Source organism: Streptomyces sp. NPDC020996 (genome assembly GCF_040641355.1).
Taxonomy (GTDB): domain Bacteria; phylum Actinomycetota; class Actinomycetes; order Streptomycetales; family Streptomycetaceae; genus Streptomyces.
On record NZ_JBFADM010000045.1, the window covers coordinates 1 to 17,654 of the forward strand.

General features: G+C 74.1%; 14 protein-coding genes and 2 pseudogenes. 10 read left to right on the forward strand and 6 right to left on the reverse strand.

Annotated features, from left to right (window positions below):
• Positions 1 to 25 precede the first annotated feature (25 nt).
• Positions 26 to 1,192 carry a transposase gene (locus tag AB0G63_RS26770; RefSeq protein ID WP_360754981.1) on the forward strand — a complete coding sequence of 389 codons (1,167 nt, stop codon included), beginning with the start codon at positions 26 to 28 and terminating at the stop codon, positions 1,190 to 1,192.
• Positions 1,193 to 1,281: 89 nt separating this feature from the next.
• Here AB0G63_RS26770 and AB0G63_RS26775 read toward each other — a convergent pair whose 3' ends face one another.
• The gene (locus AB0G63_RS26775) at positions 1,282 to 2,010 is read right to left on the reverse strand and encodes a ScbR family autoregulator-binding transcription factor (protein ID WP_360754984.1); all 729 of its coding nucleotides are present in this window, start codon (positions 2,008 to 2,010) and stop codon (positions 1,282 to 1,284) included.
• A 232-nt stretch (positions 2,011 to 2,242) separates the two neighbouring features.
• On the opposite strand from AB0G63_RS26775, the gene AB0G63_RS26780 reads away from it, so the two are divergent.
• The 8 genes and pseudogenes from AB0G63_RS26780 to AB0G63_RS26815 form a co-directional block, all read left to right on the forward strand.
• Complete coding sequence (locus AB0G63_RS26780) at positions 2,243 to 3,235, forward strand: ScbA/BarX family gamma-butyrolactone biosynthesis protein (protein WP_360755099.1); 993 nt, start codon at positions 2,243 to 2,245, stop codon at positions 3,233 to 3,235.
• Positions 3,232 to 4,182, forward strand: coding sequence for an NAD-dependent epimerase/dehydratase family protein (locus tag AB0G63_RS26785; RefSeq protein WP_360754987.1), 951 nt, complete (start codon positions 3,232 to 3,234; stop codon positions 4,180 to 4,182). The genes AB0G63_RS26780 and AB0G63_RS26785 overlap by 4 nt, the downstream gene beginning before the upstream one ends.
• Before the next feature lie 266 nt (positions 4,183 to 4,448).
• Positions 4,449 to 5,434 (forward strand): annotated as a pseudogene (locus tag AB0G63_RS26790) (zinc-binding dehydrogenase).
• A 56-nt stretch (positions 5,435 to 5,490) separates the two neighbouring features.
• The gene (locus AB0G63_RS26795) at positions 5,491 to 6,162 is read left to right on the forward strand and encodes an SRPBCC family protein (RefSeq protein ID WP_360754989.1); all 672 of its coding nucleotides are present in this window, start codon (positions 5,491 to 5,493) and stop codon (positions 6,160 to 6,162) included.
• Between the two features lie 73 nt (positions 6,163 to 6,235).
• The gene (locus tag AB0G63_RS26800) at positions 6,236 to 7,798 is read left to right on the forward strand and encodes an AMP-binding protein (protein WP_360754991.1); all 1,563 of its coding nucleotides are present in this window, start codon (positions 6,236 to 6,238) and stop codon (positions 7,796 to 7,798) included.
• Positions 7,795 to 9,810 (forward strand): FAD/NAD(P)-binding protein, encoded by a 2,016-nt coding sequence (locus AB0G63_RS26805; RefSeq protein ID WP_360754994.1) that lies wholly within the window; start codon positions 7,795 to 7,797, stop codon positions 9,808 to 9,810. Before AB0G63_RS26800 ends, AB0G63_RS26805 begins: the two co-directional genes overlap by 4 nt.
• A complete protein-coding gene (locus AB0G63_RS26810) occupies positions 9,807 to 10,115 on the forward strand; it encodes a hypothetical protein (RefSeq protein WP_360754995.1) in 309 nt (102 codons plus the stop codon). Before AB0G63_RS26805 ends, AB0G63_RS26810 begins: the two co-directional genes overlap by 4 nt.
• A pseudogene (locus tag AB0G63_RS26815) lies at positions 10,112 to 10,303 on the forward strand (3-carboxy-cis,cis-muconate cycloisomerase); the annotation flags it as partial. The gene AB0G63_RS26810 and the pseudogene AB0G63_RS26815, both read left to right, overlap by 4 nt.
• Positions 10,304 to 11,128: 825 nt before the next feature.
• On the opposite strand, the gene AB0G63_RS26820 reads toward AB0G63_RS26815, so the two are convergent.
• The 4 genes from AB0G63_RS26820 to AB0G63_RS26835 all read right to left on the reverse strand — a co-directional run bounded on the left by AB0G63_RS26820 (position 11,129) and on the right by AB0G63_RS26835 (position 15,774).
• The gene (locus tag AB0G63_RS26820) at positions 11,129 to 13,072 is read right to left on the reverse strand and encodes an anthranilate synthase family protein (RefSeq protein WP_360754998.1); all 1,944 of its coding nucleotides are present in this window, start codon (positions 13,070 to 13,072) and stop codon (positions 11,129 to 11,131) included.
• Entirely contained in the window at positions 13,069 to 13,692 is a 624-nt protein-coding gene (locus tag AB0G63_RS26825; RefSeq protein ID WP_360755001.1) for an isochorismatase family protein, read from the reverse strand. Before AB0G63_RS26825 ends, AB0G63_RS26820 begins: the two co-directional genes overlap by 4 nt.
• 90 nt (positions 13,693 to 13,782) lie before the next feature.
• Entirely contained in the window at positions 13,783 to 14,553 is a 771-nt protein-coding gene (locus AB0G63_RS26830) for a 2,3-dihydro-2,3-dihydroxybenzoate dehydrogenase (protein WP_360755003.1), read from the reverse strand.
• A 33-nt stretch (positions 14,554 to 14,586) separates the two neighbouring features.
• Positions 14,587 to 15,774, reverse strand: coding sequence for a 3-deoxy-7-phosphoheptulonate synthase (locus AB0G63_RS26835; RefSeq protein WP_360755006.1), 1,188 nt, complete (start codon positions 15,772 to 15,774; stop codon positions 14,587 to 14,589).
• Between the two features lie 401 nt (positions 15,775 to 16,175).
• Here AB0G63_RS26835 and AB0G63_RS26840 point away from each other — a divergent pair, with 401 nt between their 5' ends.
• Positions 16,176 to 16,826, forward strand: coding sequence for a restriction endonuclease (locus AB0G63_RS26840; RefSeq protein ID WP_360755008.1), 651 nt, complete (start codon positions 16,176 to 16,178; stop codon positions 16,824 to 16,826).
• A 116-nt stretch (positions 16,827 to 16,942) separates the two neighbouring features.
• Here the strand turns inward: AB0G63_RS26840 and AB0G63_RS26845 are convergent, their stop codons facing one another.
• A complete protein-coding gene (locus AB0G63_RS26845) occupies positions 16,943 to 17,644 on the reverse strand; it encodes a DUF5324 family protein (protein ID WP_360755011.1) in 702 nt (233 codons plus the stop codon).
• Positions 17,645 to 17,654: the final 10 nt, after the last annotated feature.

The window sequence follows — 17,654 nt, forward strand, 5'->3', positions numbered from 1 at the left end:
ACACGACACACCGAAGGGGGACACTGTGAGCACTGCCGTCCTGAGGCCTGAAACATCTCCCGCGGAGGCCGGCCTGGCCGAACTGACCGACCTGCTCTTCGCCTCGCTGCGGCGGCGGGACCAGCGGGACAAGGGAGCGAAGTACCTGCGCGGACTGCTGACGGCCAAGGGGCGCAAGTCCATCCGCAACATCGCCAGCGTCACCGGCGGCTCGGCCGCCGAGCAGAGCCTGCACCACTTCGTGTCCTGCTCCCCGTGGGAGTGGGCGCCGATGCGCCGCGCGCTCGCGGAGTACGTGCACAAGGCCGTGGAGCCGCAGGCCTGGGTGGTGCAGTCGGTGCAGATACCCAAGGTCGGCGAGCACTCGGTCGGCGTCGGCCGGCATTTCGTCCCGCACCTCGGCCAGACCGTCAACGGCCAGCAGGCATTCGGCCTGTGGCTGGCGGGCCAGCGGGTCAGCGCCCCGGTCAACTGGCGGATGTATCTGCCGGGTTCGTGGCTCGACGACTCCGACCGGCGGCGCCGGGCGGAGATCCCCGAGGAACTGCCCGAGGAGACGCTGGCGGCCTGCGCTGCGGCCGTCGTCCTGGAGGTCGCCGGATGGGGGCTGCCGGTGCGGCCGGTGGTGCTGGACGCCCGCTCCCCCCAGGTGCGGGGCGCGCTCGACACCTTCGCCGCGCTGGGCGTTCCGTTCCTGGCGCGGATCGACCCGGGCGACCGGCTGACCGTCGCGGACCCGGCCCTGCCGGGGTACGGCGCCGGGGCGCTGCCGGCGCAGCACATCATGCGGTCCGTCAGCGGGTTACGCCGTCCCGTCCGGTGGCTGGACCCGAGTGCGCCGACGCCTGCCGCGCGCACCTCGCTGGCGGCGGCGATGCGGGTGGAGCCGGCGCGCGAGCCGTCCCGGCCCGCTGCCGCCGAGGGCGGGCGGGGGCGGATGCTGCTGCTCGGGGAGTGGCGCGATCCCCGGCGCCCGCCGGCCGAGCTGTGGCTGACCGGCATGGGCGCGGCGCCACCGGGCGCGCTGCTGCGCCTGGGCAAGCTGGTGCGCCGGGTGGCCCGCGACTACCGGGATGTGGGTGAGCCGAGCGGGCTCAGCGAGTTCGCGGGCCGTTCCTTCCACGGCTGGCACCGGCACGTCACGCTGGCCTCCGCGGCGCACGCCGCGGCCCTGCTGGGAGAGCGGCGGTGACCGCGTACCGGGCCGTGCCCGCGGTGCTGGTGCCCCGGGGACTCACCCTTCCGGCGGCGGGCATGCCGGCGGAGCCGCGGCCGGGTGCCTCAGCCGGTGCCGGCCGTGACCCCGGCGTCGCGGTCGGTGGGGTCGGCGTCCTGGCCGGTGGTTCCGGTGTCGGCGTCCTGGCCGGTGGTATCGGCATCGGCGTTCCGGCGGGCGACCTGTTCGGCCGGGTCGGTGGCGCCCTCCGGGCGCAGCCGGGCGATGGTGGCCGGGTGGGCGATGGACGGCAGGATGTGACACCACATCACACCGACCCGTACCCGCAGGTCGGCACGCCGGCTGACGGCCTCGGAGACCAGCTGGACCCCGGTGAAGGTGGCCACGACGAACTCGGCGGTCTCCCGTGGTACCACCTGCGGCAGCACCTCGCCCTGTTCCTGTCCCTGGGCCAGCAGCCGCGTGGTGAGGTCGAACCAGTCGTCCCACGGATGGGTGCCGTGGAAGAACACCCCCTCTATGGACAGCCGGGTGCCCGCCCGGGCCAGGGCGTCGTGACGCAGCACGTGCGCGAACTGGTGGGTGATGTCGATGACCGACTGCAGGGGTGACAGCTGCGGGGGGACGGTGACCAGGGAGGTCTGCCCGTCCATGATCGCCTGGGCGAGTGACTCCTTGGACGGGAAGTGGAAGTACATCGCGCCCTTGGTGACGTTCGCCCGCCGCAGGATCTCCGAGGTGGCCGCGCGTTCGTAGCCGTACTCGGCGAACACGCTCGCTGCGGCTTCCACGATCGAGCGCCGGGTCTGCACCGCGCGCGCCTGCTTGGCCATGTCTTCCCTCCGAGGCGATTGCACCGCCATTCTAGCCGACCATGCGGTCTGTTTCCGTAGGTCCCTCGTACCGGCCATGGGCGGAACGTTGCCGTCGAGGGTGGCCTGTCCCCTTATGGGGCAGTTGGGTCACCTGGCAAACGCCCTGGTTTACCTGAAGAAAGAGACCGCTCATCCCGTTTGTTTTCTCGCGACACCGGGCCACTCGCTGAAGGGGACACCACCCGTGACCATGCTCCTCGCCCCGCCCGACCACTCCACCCGCCTGCCGGTCCCGCGGGAGTTCGTCCACCGGAGTGCCGACGACGACGTCCTGATCACCCATTTCCAGACCGGTGCCGACGGAACCCACCGGATGGCCGCCCGCTGGCCCCGCGCCCACGCGCTGTTCGGCCCGGTCGCGGGCGGCGACAACCCGATGCTGATGGCGGAGACGATCCGCCAGGCGGGCGCGGCCGTCGCGCACATGGCCTACGGCGCCCCGACCGACCTGCACTTCCTGCTGTGGGACCTGCGGTACGAGGTGCCCGGCGACGTCCTCGCGGCCGGCGTCCCGCTCTCCCCGGCGACCGCGGTCGTGCGGTGCGACGACGTGCGGCGGCGCGGCGGCCGGCTGGCCTCCTTCCACCTGGAGGTGGACCTCTGGCGCGGCGGCCTCCGGGTCGGCCGCGGCGGCGCCTCGGCGTCCTGCGTCACCCGGGCCGCCTACCGCAGGCTGCGCCCGGCCCGCCCCACGGCGCCGACGGCCGTCGCGGCACCCACCGAAGTCGCGGTGCCTACGGCCGGCATGGCGCCCACCGTCGTCGCGGCGCCCGCCGTCGTCGACGGGCCCGAGCCGGTGACGCCCGCGCTGGCCGGGCGCGCCCGGGCCCGGGACGTGCTGCTCGCGGCCACCGGGACGCCCGGTGTGTGGCGGCTGCGGGCCGAGCGCGGCCACCCGGTGGTCTTCGACAGCCAGAGCGACCACCTGCCCGGCCGCGCGATCGTCGAGGCGATGCGGCAGGCCGCCCAACTGGCCACCGGGTACCCGCACATGGTGGTCCCCTCCCTGGACGCCGGGTTCCGCCGGTACGTGGAACTCGACCGTCCGTGCCACGTCACCACCTCCCTCGGGCGCCCGCTCCCGGGCGGCGGCCTCCCGGTCCGGGTGACCCTGGTGCAGGACGACGAGGTCGCCGCCGAAGGCGTGCTGACGGCGCGTCCGGTCGCCGGCGGTGCGTCGTGACGGGGCGGATCCTGGTCACCGGCGGCACCGGGTTCATCGGCTCGGCGGTGCTGCGGGCGCTGGCCCACGACGACGCGTCCACGGTGACGGCACTGGTGCGCCGCCTGCCGTTCCCGTCCGACGCGGTGCCCGGCGTCGAGTACACCGGCGGGGACCTCACCGATCCCGCCTCGCTGCGCGGCGCGTGCGGCGGCGTGGACACCGTGCTGCACTGCGCCTCCTGCGTCGGCGGCGACGAGGACAGGTGCCGGGCGGTCAACGTCGACGGCACCCGCGCCCTGCTCGCCGAGGCCGCGCGCGCCGGGGTGCGGCGGACCGTCCTGCTCTCCACCACCGCCGTCTACGGCGCCGGACCGCACCGGGGCCTGACCGAGCACGAACGCGAGCCCGCGCCCGCTTCGGCGACCAGCCGCACCCGGCTGCTGGCCGAGCGCGCCGTGCGCGCCGCGGGCGGCACGGTGGTCCGGGCGCCGCTGGTGTACGGCGCCGGGGACGTGTGGGTGGTCCCCTCCCTCGCCGAACTGCTCGACCGCGTACCGGCGTTGCCGGAGGACGGCCGGGCCCGGCTGTCACTGGTGGCGGTCGGCGACCTGGCCCGGCTGCTGGCCGCCCTGGCCCGCGATCCCGGCCTCGCCGCCCCGGGCACCGTCCACCACGCCGCCCACCCGGACACCCTCACCCTGCGCGAGTTCACCGGCCTGCTCGGCGACACCCTCGGCCTGCCCGTGCCGTCGGCCGGCCTGCCCCTGGACGCCTACCTGGCCCGCCTGGCCGAGGCGCCCGGCACCGTCAGCGCGCACCAGGCGCGGCTGCTCGCCGAGGACCGCTGGTACCGCAGCACGCTGTGGTCCCTGACCGGCTGCCCGCCCGGACCGGGCCACGCGGCGCGGCTGGCGGAGGCGGCCGCCTGGTACCGGGGGCACCTCGCGGCACGGAACCGCACCTGACGGCGCCGCACGCCCCGCCTGCCGCACGCCCCGCCTGCCGCACGCCCCGCCTGCCGCACGCCCCGCCTGCCGCATGCTGCTTATCACGCGCCCGCTCCCCGCCATCGCTGCCCTGCTGCCGTCTCCTCGCCGCCGCCTCCCTGCTGCCGCCTCCCCGCCAACGTCGCCCTGCTGCCGCCGCCTACCCGCCGCCGCTGTCCCGCTGCGGCCGTCCCACCGCCGCCGTCCCTCCCGCCCCCGCCCGGATTCCGGAGAGAGACCCGCCCATGCTCGCTGCGTACATCGACCGGTTCGGCCCGCCCGAGGTCATCCGTCACGGAGAGCTGCCCGACCCGGTGCCCGGACCCACGGACGTCCTGGTGGCGGTCGACGCGGTCGCCGTGAACCACGTCGACACCTTCGTCCGCTCCGGCGCCTGGCGCACCCCCGTCCTGTTGCCGTTCGTCGTCGGCCGCGACCTCGTGGGCACGGTCGTCGCGGCCGGGCCCGGCGCGCCCGGCTTCGCGCCCGGGGACCGGGTGTGGTGCAACAGCCTGGGGCACGAGGGGCGGCAGGGCGCCGCCGCCGAGCGGGCGGTGGTCGCCGACCGGCAGTACCACCTGCCGCCCGGCGCCGACCCGCTGGAGACGGTGGCGGTGGCGGTGGCGCACGGCGCGGCGACCGCCCACCTCGGCCTGTCACGCACGGCCGGCTGCGGGCCGGCGAGAGCGTGGTCGTCGTCGGCGCCGCCGGGAACGTGGGCGGGGCGGCGGTGGTGCTGGCCGCCCGCGCCGGGGCCCGGGTCGTCGCCGTGGCCTCGGCGCGCGACGAGGACCGCTGCCGCTCCCTGGGCGCCGCCGAGTTCGTCGACCACCGTGCTCCCGACCCGGCCGCTCGGATCCGGGCGGCCTGCCCGTCCGGCGCCGGGGTGTGGCTGGACCCGGCCGGCGTCAACGACCTGCCGGTCGCCGTGGACGCGCTGGCGCGGCACGGCGCGGCCGGATCGTCCTGCTGGCGGGCCTGCGCACCCGCCCCGCGCTGCCTGCCGGCCCCCTGGACCTGAAGGAGGGCTCGGTGCACGGCTTCGCCATCTCGCACGCCACCGTCCCCGAACTGGCCGAGGCGGCCGCAGCCGTCGGCCGGCTCACCGCGGAACGGGTCCTGGCCCCCCGGGCGACAGAGATGCTGCCGCTGAACGCGGCGGCCGAGGCGCACCGCCGCCTGGGAAAACGGCGAAGTGCGCGGCAAAATGATTCTGATCGTGAGGACTTGACGCACCCTCGAAGAACGCGTTGACCGTACCCGGAGGCGGTCGCGAGGATTTCCGGCATGACGACCGAAAGCATTCCCCACGCGTCCGCGTCCGGTGTCGCTGCCGGCGCCGCATCCGTCATCGACACCGTGCCGCTGTTCGAGTTCCGGGCAGAAATCCAGGTCGCCGCGGATCCGCACGGAGTCTATTCCGTCGTCAGCGATCTGCCGCGCAGCCGCGAATGGAGCCCGGAATGCCGCGGCGGCACCTGGAAGGGCGGTCCGCCCGCCGCCGTGGGCACCGTGTTCCGCGGCGAGAACGAGCGCTCGCCCGAGGTGGTCGGCTGGGCCCCCGTGGTCCGCGGCACCTGGTACACGGAGGCCGAGGTCGTCGCGGCCGAACCCGGCCGCACCTTCCGCTGGGCCATGCTCACCGCCGCCGGCGCGAGGCAGGAGAGCGTCTGGGGCTTCGACATCGAACCCGGCACCGCACCCGGCACCAGCACGCTCGTCCACCACTTCCGTATGGGCCGCGCCACCGAGGGAATCCGCTCGATCACCGCGGGACTCGACGAAGCCGCACGCCGGGATTTCGTCGCCGAATGGGGCGTGAAGCTGGAAAAAGATCTCGCCGCCACAGTACGGCGCATCAAGCAGGTCATCGAAGAGACCGCGGAGAAGGCCACCGAGAAGGTCACCGAGAAGGTCACCGAGAAGGCCACCGAGAACGTCGACGAACAGCAGGGCTGAGCACAGCGGCCTGAAATCGAGTTCCGTCGGTCACCGGCGGCCCGGCCTCTGCGGCAATGCGGGAGGAACGCACATGTTTCTGCAGCGGATAGCTAACAACGGAATCCGGCTGGGAACGCTCTTCGACAGGGCGGCCGCCAGGTTTCCGGCGAACTTCGTGGTGCTCGACCACGACCTCGACTGCGCGCCCGGTTTCGGCCGCCGTGTCACCGTCACCGAACTCGCCACGCTCGTAGACGACTTCGCCGCCCGGCTGTGGGCCGCCCGGGTCCGCCCGGGCGACCGGGTGGTGCTGCACAAGTCCGACGGCTTCGACATCCCCCTGCTCGCCGTAGCCGTTGCCCGCGTCGGCGCGACCGCCGTGCTGCTCTCGCCGAAGCTGGACGGGGCCACGGTCGCCGAACTCGTGCGCCGGGTGAACCAGCCGTACCTGATCACCGACCAGGACAAGCTGGACCACCACCTGCCCGCCGACATCGCCGGCCGCACCCAGGGCGTGCTGCTGGCGGCCGGCCGCCACGAACGGGCCACCGCCCTCGCGGACCTGGCCGGCGCCCCCCGCGTCGACCCGGTGACGATGTCCCCGGACCACCCGGTGCTCATCACCCACACCTCCGGCACCACCGGCATCCCGAAACTCGCCGTCCACACCAACCGCACCTTCCAGGCGCGCTACCGCCCCCAGGCGAGCGTCGTCCGCCTCATCGACAAGCGCGAACCGGTCGCGATGCACATGTCGTTCGTGCACTCCCGGCTGTTCACCGCGATGCCCATCTCCCTCCTCCAGGGCCACCCGCTGATCATGCTGCGGGACGACGAACCGGCGGCCGTGGCCGAGCTGTTCACCCGGGTCCGCCCCGGCATCGTCGAAACCCACCCCAACACCCTGCTGCGCTGGGAGGTCCTGGCCGACGACCCGCGCCGCCCGCTGGCGCACGTCAAGTACTTCTCCAGCACCTTCGACGCCATCCACCCCCGCACCGTCGCCACGATGCTGCGCGCCTCCGAACGCCGCAATCCCCGCTACGCCCAGATCTACGGCCAGAGCGAGGTCGGCCCCGTCGCCGCCCGCACCTACACCGACCGCCACCCCTTCGACGGGCGCTGCGTCGGCATGCCGTTCCCCGGCATGACCGGCGTGCGCGTCGTCAGCCGAGACGGCAACCCGGTCAGCAAGGCCAACCCCGGCTTCATCGAGGTGCGCACCGACGGGCGCATCCTCACCTACCTCGGCGAGCACCCGCGCTGGCAGAAGCAGGTGAACGACGGCTGGTGGCGCATGGGCGACCTCGGCTACCGCACCAGATGGGGCTGCCTGCACCTGCTGGACCGCGAGGTCGACCGCATCCCCGGCATCGACAGCACCCTGGAGATCGAGGACAAGCTGCTCGGCCGGCTGCCCGAACTGATCGAGGTCATCATCGTGCCCGGCTCCGGCGGCGTCCCCTCACCCGTGGTGTGCACCCGCGACGACCTGCCGCTGGACGGCGCCCGGTGGCAGGCCGCCCTGGACGGCCTGCCCGCCCTGGGCGAGCCGGTGCAGTGGCGGCAGCGCGACCTGCCGCAGACGGCCACCACCAAGATCAAACGACTGGAGCTGGCCCGGCTGCTGACCGCCCGGGAGGTACCGTCATGAACGGCCCCCGCACCAGCACCCGCACCGAGATCTGCGTGATCGGGGCGGGCCCGCGCGGCCTGTCCGTGCTGGAGCGGCTGCTCGCCAACGAGCGCTGCACGCCCACGCACGACGAGGTCGTCGTGCACGTCGTCGACCCCGCCGCCCCCGGCGCCGGCACGGTCTGGCGCCCGGAGCAGTCCCGCCACCTGCTGATGAACACCGTGGCCTCGCAGATCACGGTCTTCACCGACGACTCCGTCCGCATCGAGGGCCCCGTCGAACCCGGCCCCACCCTCTACGAGTGGGCCCGCAGCCTGTCCGTCCTCGGCCAGTTCGGCGACTACGACGAACACACCCTGAAGGAGGCCGCCGCCCTCGGCCCCGACACCTACCCCACCCGCGCGTTCTACGGCCGCTACCTGCGCGACTGCTTCCAGCAGATCGTCGCCGGCGCGCCCGCCCACGTCCGCGTGCGCGTCCACCGCAGCCGGGCCCTGGCGATGGCCGACACCCACGGCGTGCCCGGCGGCCCGCAGGGCGTCCGTCTGGAGGACGGCACCCGCCTCAACACCCTCGACGCGATCGTCCTGGCCCAGGGCCACGTACCGGCCCGCCTCACCCCGCGCGAGGCCCGCACCGCCAGCCTCGCCCGCATCCACTACCTGACCTACCTCCCCCCGGCCAACCCCGCCGACCTCGACCTCAGCGGCATACAGCCCGGCCAGACCGTGCTGCTGCGCGGCCTCGGCCTCAACTTCTTCGACCACATGGCCCTGTTCACGGCCGGCCGCGGCGGCGCCTTCGTACGCCGCGGCGACGGCGGGCTGACGTACCTGCCCTCCGGCCGCGAACCGAGGCTGTACGCGTTCTCCCGGCGCGGCGTGCCGTACCACGCGCGCGGCGAGAACGAGAAGGGCGCCCACGGCCGCCACCACCCGCGCCTGCTCACCCCCGGCTTCGTCGCGCGCCTGCGCGGCGGTACCGGACCGGGCCCCCGCATCGACTTCACCGGCGACCTGTGGCCGCTGATCCGCAAGGAGGTCGAGAGCGTCTACTACGGCACCCTGCTGCGCGCCCACGGCCGCGGCGCCGAGGAGGAAGCCTTCGTCGAGCGGTACCTGGCGCTGCCCGAGGACGAGGAGACGGCGCTCCTCGACGCCTTCGGCATCCCCGCGGCCGAGCGCTGGGACTGGGAGAAGCTCTCCCGCCCCTACGGCGACCGGGTCTTCGCCGACCGCGACGACTTCCGCGACTGGCTGCTGGAGCACCTGCGCGACGACGTGCGCGAGGCACGCGCCGGAAACGTCCACGGCCCGCTGAAGGCCGCCCTCGACGTGCTGCGCGACCTGCGCAACGAGATCCGGCTCGCCGTGGACCACGGCGGCCTGGACGGCGCCTCGCACCGCGACGACCTCGACGGCTGGTACACCCCGCTCAACGCGTTCCTGTCGATCGGCCCGCCCGCCTCCCGCATCGAGGAGATGACCGCGCTGATCGAGGCCGGGGTGCTGACCGTCACCGGGCCGGGCACCCGGGTGCGCATCGACACCCGCTCGCCCGCCTTCGTCGCCGACTCCGAGGCCGTGCCCGGACCGCCGGTCCGCGCCACCGTCCTCATCGAGGCCCGGCTGCCGGAACCCGACCTGCGCCGCACCGACGACCCGCTCCTGCAGCACCTGCTGAGCACCGAGCAGGCGGCGCCGTACCGCATCGACAGCGCCCACGGCCCGAGCTACGAGACCGGCGGCCTCGCCGTCACCGAGCGCCCCTACCGCCTCCTCGACGCCCGCGGCCGCGCCCACCCGCGCCGTTTCGCCTACGGCGTCCCCACCGAGTCCGTGCACTGGGTCACCGCCGCCGGCATCCGCCCCGGCGTGGACTCCGTCACCCTCGGCGACTCGGACGCCATCGCCCGCGCGGTCCTCGCCCTCCCGCCGCACGCCCGGCCACCGTCGGGCATCCACCCGGTGGGGACGGACGCGGACACGGACACGGACGCGGACGCGGATGTGACGGAGGTGATCGTGTGAACACCGCGGCCGCACACGCGGATCGCCCGGCCGGAGCCGAGGCCGCCTCCGACGTCGGAGCCGAGGTCAGGGTCGGTGACCGGGGCGCGGTCGAGGCCGGAGCCGGGGCCGGCGTCGGGTCCGTGGGCGAGGTGGTGGCGCGGCGCGGCTTCTCCGGCGCTGCGGCGGGGTCCGTCCTCGTGTTCCCGGCGGTGCGGGCGGCGGCGGACGGGGGGCCGCCGTCGGGGGCCGCGGCGCCGGGCGGTTCCCGGGCCGCGGGGCCGGGGCCGGTCGTGCGGGGCGTGCCGCGGGGGGTGGCCGCCTGAGCGCCGCCGCCCCCGCCGACGCCGGGCCCGGCGACCTCGTGGACGCCGGGCTGCTCTCCCCCGTCCGTGCCGGAACGCCCGTCGAAGCCGCCGTCGGCGACCGGGCCTGGCTGTAGGCCATGCTCGACGCCGGGGCGGCGCTCGCGCGGGCGCAGGCCCGGCTCGGCACGCTGCCGGAACGGGCCGCCGACGTCATCGGCGAGATCCCCGGCCTCGCACTGGACGCGGCGGACCTGGCCGCCCTGTGCGACCCGGCGACGTACACCGGAGCCGCCGCAGAACTGGTCGACCGGGCACTCCACGCGGCAGACACCTGACCGACACCAGCCCCCCACGGCCGCGCCTGGCTGGTGCCGCCACCCGGCCCCAACGACGGCTCCTGGGCTCCGCGGCCGCCGCCGGTCCCACGGTCGTCGCCTGGCCCCACGCCCGGCTCTGGCTCTGCGGTCGACGCCGGTCCCACGGTCGTCGCCTGGCCCCACGCCCGGCTCTGGCTCTGCGGTCGCCGCCGGTCCCACGGTCGTCGCCTGGCCCCACGCCCGGCTCTGGCTCTGCGGCCGCCGCCGGTCCCACGGCCGAAGCCTGGGCCGCCGGTCGACGCCCGGGCCTTCGGCTGGCATCCGGTCCACGGTCGCCACCTGGCCCTCCGGGCCGGCACGTGGCGCTCGGCCGGTGCCTGGTTCTGCGGGTTCGCACCCGCTCCCACGGCACCCGGTCTTGCGGTCGGCATCCCGCTCTGCGATCGGCACCCGGTTCCACGGCTGGCGCCCGGCCCTCCGGCCGGTACGTGGCCCTTGGCCGGCACGTGGCCCTTGGCCGGTACGGCCCTCGGCCGGTACGTGGCCCTCGGCCGGTGTCTGGCTCTGTTGCCGGCACCTGGTCCCACGGTCGGCATCCCGTCCCTGCGGCCGGCACCCGATCCGGCCCCACGACCCGAAGGGGCCGGCCTCCCGATGGACGGAGGCCGGCCCCTTTCCCGTTGCCCGTTCCCGGGGCGCGCGGGTGCGGGTGCGTCACCCGACCGCAACCGCCGGCCGCAGGCCGGTCAGCAGCCGGCCCACCAGGCGCGGCCCGTCCTGCGTGAGCACCGACTCCGGATGGAACTGCACCGACGCGAAGTGCGGCCCGCGCAGGGCGTGCACCTCGCCCGTGTCCGCGTCGCGGCAGACCTCGACGGCGCCGACGCCCGCGCAGTTGACCCGGTCGCCGTGCGAACGGGCCGCGAAGGTGTTGTAGAAGCCCACCCGCGCGCGTGTGCCGAACAGGTCGATCTCGCGCTGCACCCCCTGGTTCGGCACGTCCCGGCGCGCCAGCTCGAAACCCAGCCGCGTAGCGAGCACCTGGTGGCTCAGGCACACCGCGAGGAACGGCCGGCGCCCGGCGATCAACGCGTCGACCGCGGCGCGCAGGTGCGCGATCTTCGGATGCGCGCGCCGGCGCGGATCCCCCGGACCGGGGCCGAGGACGACGAGATCGTGGTCGGCGAAGGAGTAGTCCTCGTCGAAACGGCGGACCGTCACCGCCAGCCCCAGCGAACCCAGCTGCCGCCCGAGCATCGAGGTGAACGTGTCCTCCGCGTCGACGATCAGCACCCGGCCGCCGTCCAGCTGCGGCACCGGCCGCGTCTCCGCCGCCCCGTCGGCCAGCCAGAAACCGGCCAGCGAGGCGTTGCGCAGCTCCAGCGCCGCCCGCACGTTCGGGTGGTCCGCGAACCGCGCCGGCCCCTCCGCCTCCAGCGCGGCCAGCAGCCCCGCCGCCTTGGCGCGGGTCTCGGCGACCTCGGAGGCGGCGTCGGAGTGCCGCACCAGCGTGGCGCCCACCGACAGCCGCAGCCGCCCGCCGGCGTCGATGTCGGCGGTGCGGATCAGGATCGCCGAGTCGAGCGTCCGTCCGCCCCGCGCGTCCCGCCCGATCAGCGCGGCGACCCCGCTGTAGTAGCCGCGCCCGTCCGGCTCGTACCGCTCGACGACCCGGGCCGCGCTCTCCAGCGGGGAGCCGGTGACGGTCGGCGCGAACAGCGTCTCGCGCAGGATCTCCCGCGGGTCGCGGCCGGTGCGGCCCTCGACGAAATACTCGGTGTGCGCGAGCCGCGCCATCTCCTTCAGGTACGGGCCCACCACGCGCGGCCCGTCGTCGCAGATCCGGGCCATCATCTTCAGCTCCTCGTCGACGACCATGTACAGCTCGTCGGCCTCCTTGCGGTCGGCGAGGAAGTCGAGGACGCCGGAGAGGGTGGGACCGGTGGACGGGTAGCGGTAGGTGCCGCTGATCGGGTTCATCACCGCCGCGCCCTCGCGCACGCTGATGTGCCGCTCCGGCGTCGCCCCGACGAGCGTGCGGTCGCCGGTGTGCACCAGGAATGTCCAGTACGCGCCCGACTCCAGCGTCAGCAGCAGCCGGAACAGGGCCGGCGCGGTGGCGGGGCCGTAGTCGGTGAGGTCGGCGACGAAGGTGCGCTTCAGGACGAAGTTGGCGCCCTCGCCGGTGCCGATCTCGTCCCGCACGATCCGCCGGACCAGCTGCGCGTACGCCTCGTCGCCGATGTCGAAGTGCCCGCCCGCCAGCCGCACGGGCGTGCGCGGGGCCCGCGCGAGGAAGTCGTGCACGCGGACCGTCTCCTGCCCGGTGACGGTCATCGCCAGCAGCGGCGTGCCGTCGTCCGGGGCGGCGAAACCGCGCTCGGCGATCTGCCGGTACGGCACCAGCGCCAGCACCTCGTGCCGCCCGGCGCCCGGCTCCCGCCCCACGGGCAGGTCGGCGAGGCGGGCGACCTCCGCCACCTCGCCGGTGAGCACGTCGAGCAGGCCCGGACCGGTCGCCTCCGGCCGGTGGAGAAGCGCGTACGGCACTCCCGGACCGCCGGGAGCCAGCACCCGGTCCAGCAGGCCGCCACCGCCGCTCGTGTCGCTCGTGCCGCTCGTGCCGCTCGTGCCGCTCGTGCTGCTCGTGCCGCTCATGCGAAGACCTCCTTCGCGGTGGTGACCACGGCGCAGCGCCGGGCCGCGTAGTCGAGGGTCGTACGGTGCTCCGCCGCGCCGAAGTCGGCGACGCCGTCGGCCACCAGGAACGGCTGGATGTCGTGGGTGAAGGCGTCCACGGCCGTCATCAGCACGCCCACGTGCCCGTACACCCCGCACACCACCAGCTGGTCACGGCCGTGCGCCCGCATGCGTTCCAGCAGGTCGGAGCCGAAGAAGGCGCTGTAGCGCCACTTGGTGAACAGCCAGTCCCCGTCCCGGGGCGCCAGCTCCTCGACGATCTCCCGGTCGGCCGGCGCGGTACGCATGCCGGGGCCCCAGAAGTCCTTCAGCAGACCGCGCTGTTCGGGGCTCATGCCGCCGGGCTGGGCGGTGTAGGCCACGGGGACGCCGAGGGCCCGTGCCCGGTCGGCCAACGCCGCGACGTTGGCGACCAGCTCCGCGCGCAGGGCCTCGGGAAGCGGGGCGAGGAAATAGCGCTGCATGTCGTGCAGCAGCAGCACCGCCCGCCCGGCATCGGCCGTCCACGCGGCGGTGTTCGCGGGCAGCTCACCCGCGCCGGGCAGGGGATAGGGGGCGATCGTGGGTATGCCTGCCATGGCCGACGGGTCCTTTCGACGAAACCGGAGCGAAACCAGCGGAAGCAGCGAAACCAGCGAGGGGTGTATGAGAGGGGCGTCGGACCGGCCCTAGCTGCCCAGGGACGCGCCGCCGTCGACGGTCAGGACGTGCAGGGTGATGTGGCGGGCCCGGTCGGACAGCAGGAAGACGACGGCGTCGGCGACGTTCGACGGCTGGGCGATGCGGCCCAGCGGGATGCCGGTGCGGAACGCGCCCAGATCGCCTTCGACGGTGCCGGTCCGCCCGCTCTCGTCCCGCCACATGGAGTGCAGCATCGGCGTGTCGGTGGAACCCGGCGCCACCACGTTGCAGCGGATGCCGTGCCGGGCGACCTCCAGCCCCAGCGACTTGGTGAACATCGTGGCCGCGGCCTTGGACGCCCCGTACGCCGCCATCGCCGTACGGGGAGTGCCCGCCGCGTTGGACGCCACGGTGACGACCGAGCCGGCGGCCCGCGGCACCATGCGCCGTACGACGGCCCGGCACATGTGGAAGACGCCGTCGGTGTTCACCCCGAACGTCGCCCGCCAGTCCTCGTCGCTGTAGTCCAGGACCTCGCCCAGACGCAGCACACCGGCCGCGTTGACCAGATGGCCGACGGGCCCGAGCGTGCTCTCCACGTCGTCCACGACCCGTTCCACGTCCGCGCCGTCGGTCACGTCGACCGGGAAGGCGTGCGCGTCGTACCCGTCGCCGCGCAGCTTCTCCACCGTCTCCGTCAACCGGACGGCGTCACGGTCCAACGCGGCGACGACAGTTCCCTGTTCGCACAACGCCCGGGCCACCGCTGCGCCGATACCGCCGGCGGCGCCGGTGACCACGGCGACTCGGTTCTCCATGGTTTCCTCCCGCAACTGGAACAGCCGGAACGGCTAGGACCGCCAGGCCGACACGACGGTGACGGCCTGGCCGAGATTGAGCCGGGGATCGCACAGCGTCGTGTACGACAGCCGCCCACCGTCCCCGGTGAGACCGAGGTCGCACTCGACGACGTCGTGCGGCGTGGTCTCCAGATGGAGGCCGCCCGCGACACCGCCGGAGGACCGCACGGCCCGCTGGAACGCCTCCACCTCCGCGATCACGGCCTCGACGCGGCGGGTCTTCAGCCCGTACTCCGTGCTCACCGTGTTGCCGTGCATCGGATCGGTCAGCCACACGACCGGATGCCGAGCCGCCCGCACCGCCCACACCAGCGCGGGCAGACGTTCGCCCACCAGGTCCGCGCCCATCCGGGCCACCAGCGTCAGCCGGCCGGGCTCGCGGTGCGGATCGAGCCGCGCGCACAGGCGCAGCACGTCGCCCACGCTGGTGTCGGGGCCCACCTTGCAGGCCACCGGGTTCACCACGTCGGACAGCAGGGCGACATGAGGGCCGTCGGGCTGCCGGGTGCGCTCGCCGATCCACGGCCAGTGGGTGGAGGTCAGCAACGGCCGGCCGTGCTCGTCGCAGCGGATCAGCGGCATCTCGTAGTCGAGCAGCAGGGCCTCGTGGCTGGTCCACACCGACGGTTCCCCGCCGCCCGGCCCGCCCCGCTCCCCGAGCCACCCGAGATGCTCCATGGCCTGCCGGGCCGCGGTGTAGCCGTGCAGCAGCCGTAACGGGTCGGGGCGGCGCGCGGCCCGTTCGGGAACCGGCGAGTTGACCATGTGCCCGCGGTAGACGGGCAGTTCGACACCCTCGACGCGCTCGGTCGGCCGTGAGCGCGGCTTCGCGAACTGGCCGGCCATCCGTCCGACCCGCACCACCGGCAGCCGCGTCCGCGCGGTCAGCACACCGGCGAGCGCCTCCAGCAGTCCCGCCTTGCGCGCCACGTGATCGCCGGTGCACTCCGCGAAGTCCTCCGCGCAGTCGCCGGCCTGTACCACCAGGGCACGCCCCGCCGCGACCTCGGCGAGCAGCGCCCGCAGTCGCCGTACGTCCGAGGAGGCCACCAGCGGATCGCTCAGCACCAGTTCCTCCCGCACCGCCGGCAACCGGGGATCCTCGCCCCAGTCCGGCTGTTGCAGGGGCGGGTGTGCCCGCGGGTCGAGCAGAGTTCCGTCCCCTGTCGTCACTGTCACTGGTCGTCTCCCGTTGCGATGGTGAGCTGAGACGGCGGGAATTCGGTGACAGGCTCCCGGAACGAATACGCACTGCCGCCAGATCCTGCCGACACGTGACCCCGAAACACCGGAACCACAGCGGTCCCGCCATGGTGGTCAGCGCTCACCCGGGCGGCAAAGGGTGAGGTGAGAGTAGGTCAGGTGCGGGGGAAAGGTGACAGACAATGCCTGGAAAACCCCCGACACACAGGGGAACGCTTATGCTCCAATGCGGCATACGCCATAAGGCAATTCCGGCCGGACCGCCCGTGAATAGGGATCGTGTCTTCTCATCTGACGAATCGTTGATCGAATGGGGCGGGCGCCACGGCTCTGCCCCGGCCGCCGTGCGGCCGTACCGCTCAACGAACGGGCAGAACATGATCGACGAATCGGTGCTCCTGGAGTCCAAGACGCTGCGCAGCAGCGTGCTCGACCGCACGGACGTCCTCGACCGGGTCAAGGCACTGTCACTGCTGCCGGACGGCATGCACGTGACGACGGCGATGGTGGCGGCATACTTCGACGTCGGTCTCGAAGCCGTCAAGTCGCTGATCAAGGACCACCGGAGTGAACTGGAGGCCAGCGGCTACCGACTGCTGATCGGGGACGAACTGAGGTCCTTCAAGGACCTCAGTGGCATCCAGTCCCGCAGCCGCTCCCTGGCCATCTTCTCCCGTCGAGCCGTCCTCAACGTCGCCATGCTGCTCCGGGACAGCGAAGTCGCACGTCAGGTGCGTGCGTATCTGCTGGACATGGAGTACCTGGCGCGTGCACAGCCTGTGGAAAACTCTGTCCACAGCCCCGCCGACTCCCTCGACGAACGCATCGACCAGCGCATCGCGCACATCCTCGGCAGGACCGTGGTGCCGCTGTTCAACGCACTGATCGAAACCTCCGGTGAACACCGCAGGGAACTGATCGCCCTGCGGGCCGGCGTCCAGCGCATCGAGCGTCGGCTCCACCGGCATCACGCCCGGCTGCAAAGGATGGAACTGAGCGCGGGAAATCCCCTGAAAGCCCTGGATTAGCGGATTCCCGGAGGGGTGACGGCACCCACGCATGCGAAAGGCCCGAAACCGCAAAGAATGGTCACGGTTTCGGGCCTCGCCATGAATACGGGACTTCTCCCGGTGCGGACCGGTTCTCACTGGCCCTCGTCGCGCCGGGCTGCCTCCTCCTCGGCCTGCTTGGCCTGCACCTCCGGGTCGAGCACCGACGGACCGGTGCCGTCCACGGACGTGAGCCGGCTCGACTCGGGGACCTCGGTCGCGGCGGGCGGCTCGACCAGCCAGTCCGGGTTGGCCTGCTTGTCCCACCACTTCCAGGCGGCGAAGGCGCCGCCCGCGACGGCGCCGAAGACCACCAATGCCTTGGCCAGACGGCCCGCCCTGGCCCGCCGCTCCTGCCTGCGGACCAGCTTCCGGATCTGCTGCGCCGTGACCTGGCCGCGCAGTGCGGCCAGCGCGGCCGCGCCGCGCGCCGCGGCCTCGGCGCCGGCGGGCCCGGCCACGGCCACGGCGTGCTCGATCTTCGGCCGGGAGTAGTCGGCGGCCTGCCGGGCCGCCGAACGCGTACGGACGGCGGCCTCACGGGCCGCATGGTCGACTTTCGGCGGCACGTGCGCACGTGCCTGCTCCAGGCGCGGTGCGACATGGACGCCGTACTGGGCGCGGGCCTGCTCTGCGGCCAGCGTCACCTTGGGCGCGAGCCGTACGCGTGCCTCGTGTGCGTAGTGTGCGGCCCTGTCCTTGGCCGTGTCGGCGTAGGGCGCCACCACTTCCGCGGCGTGCAGCACGCTGTCCTTCGCCGAACCGGTCGCGGCGCGCACGCTGTCGATGCGGGTCACGGGTTCCTCC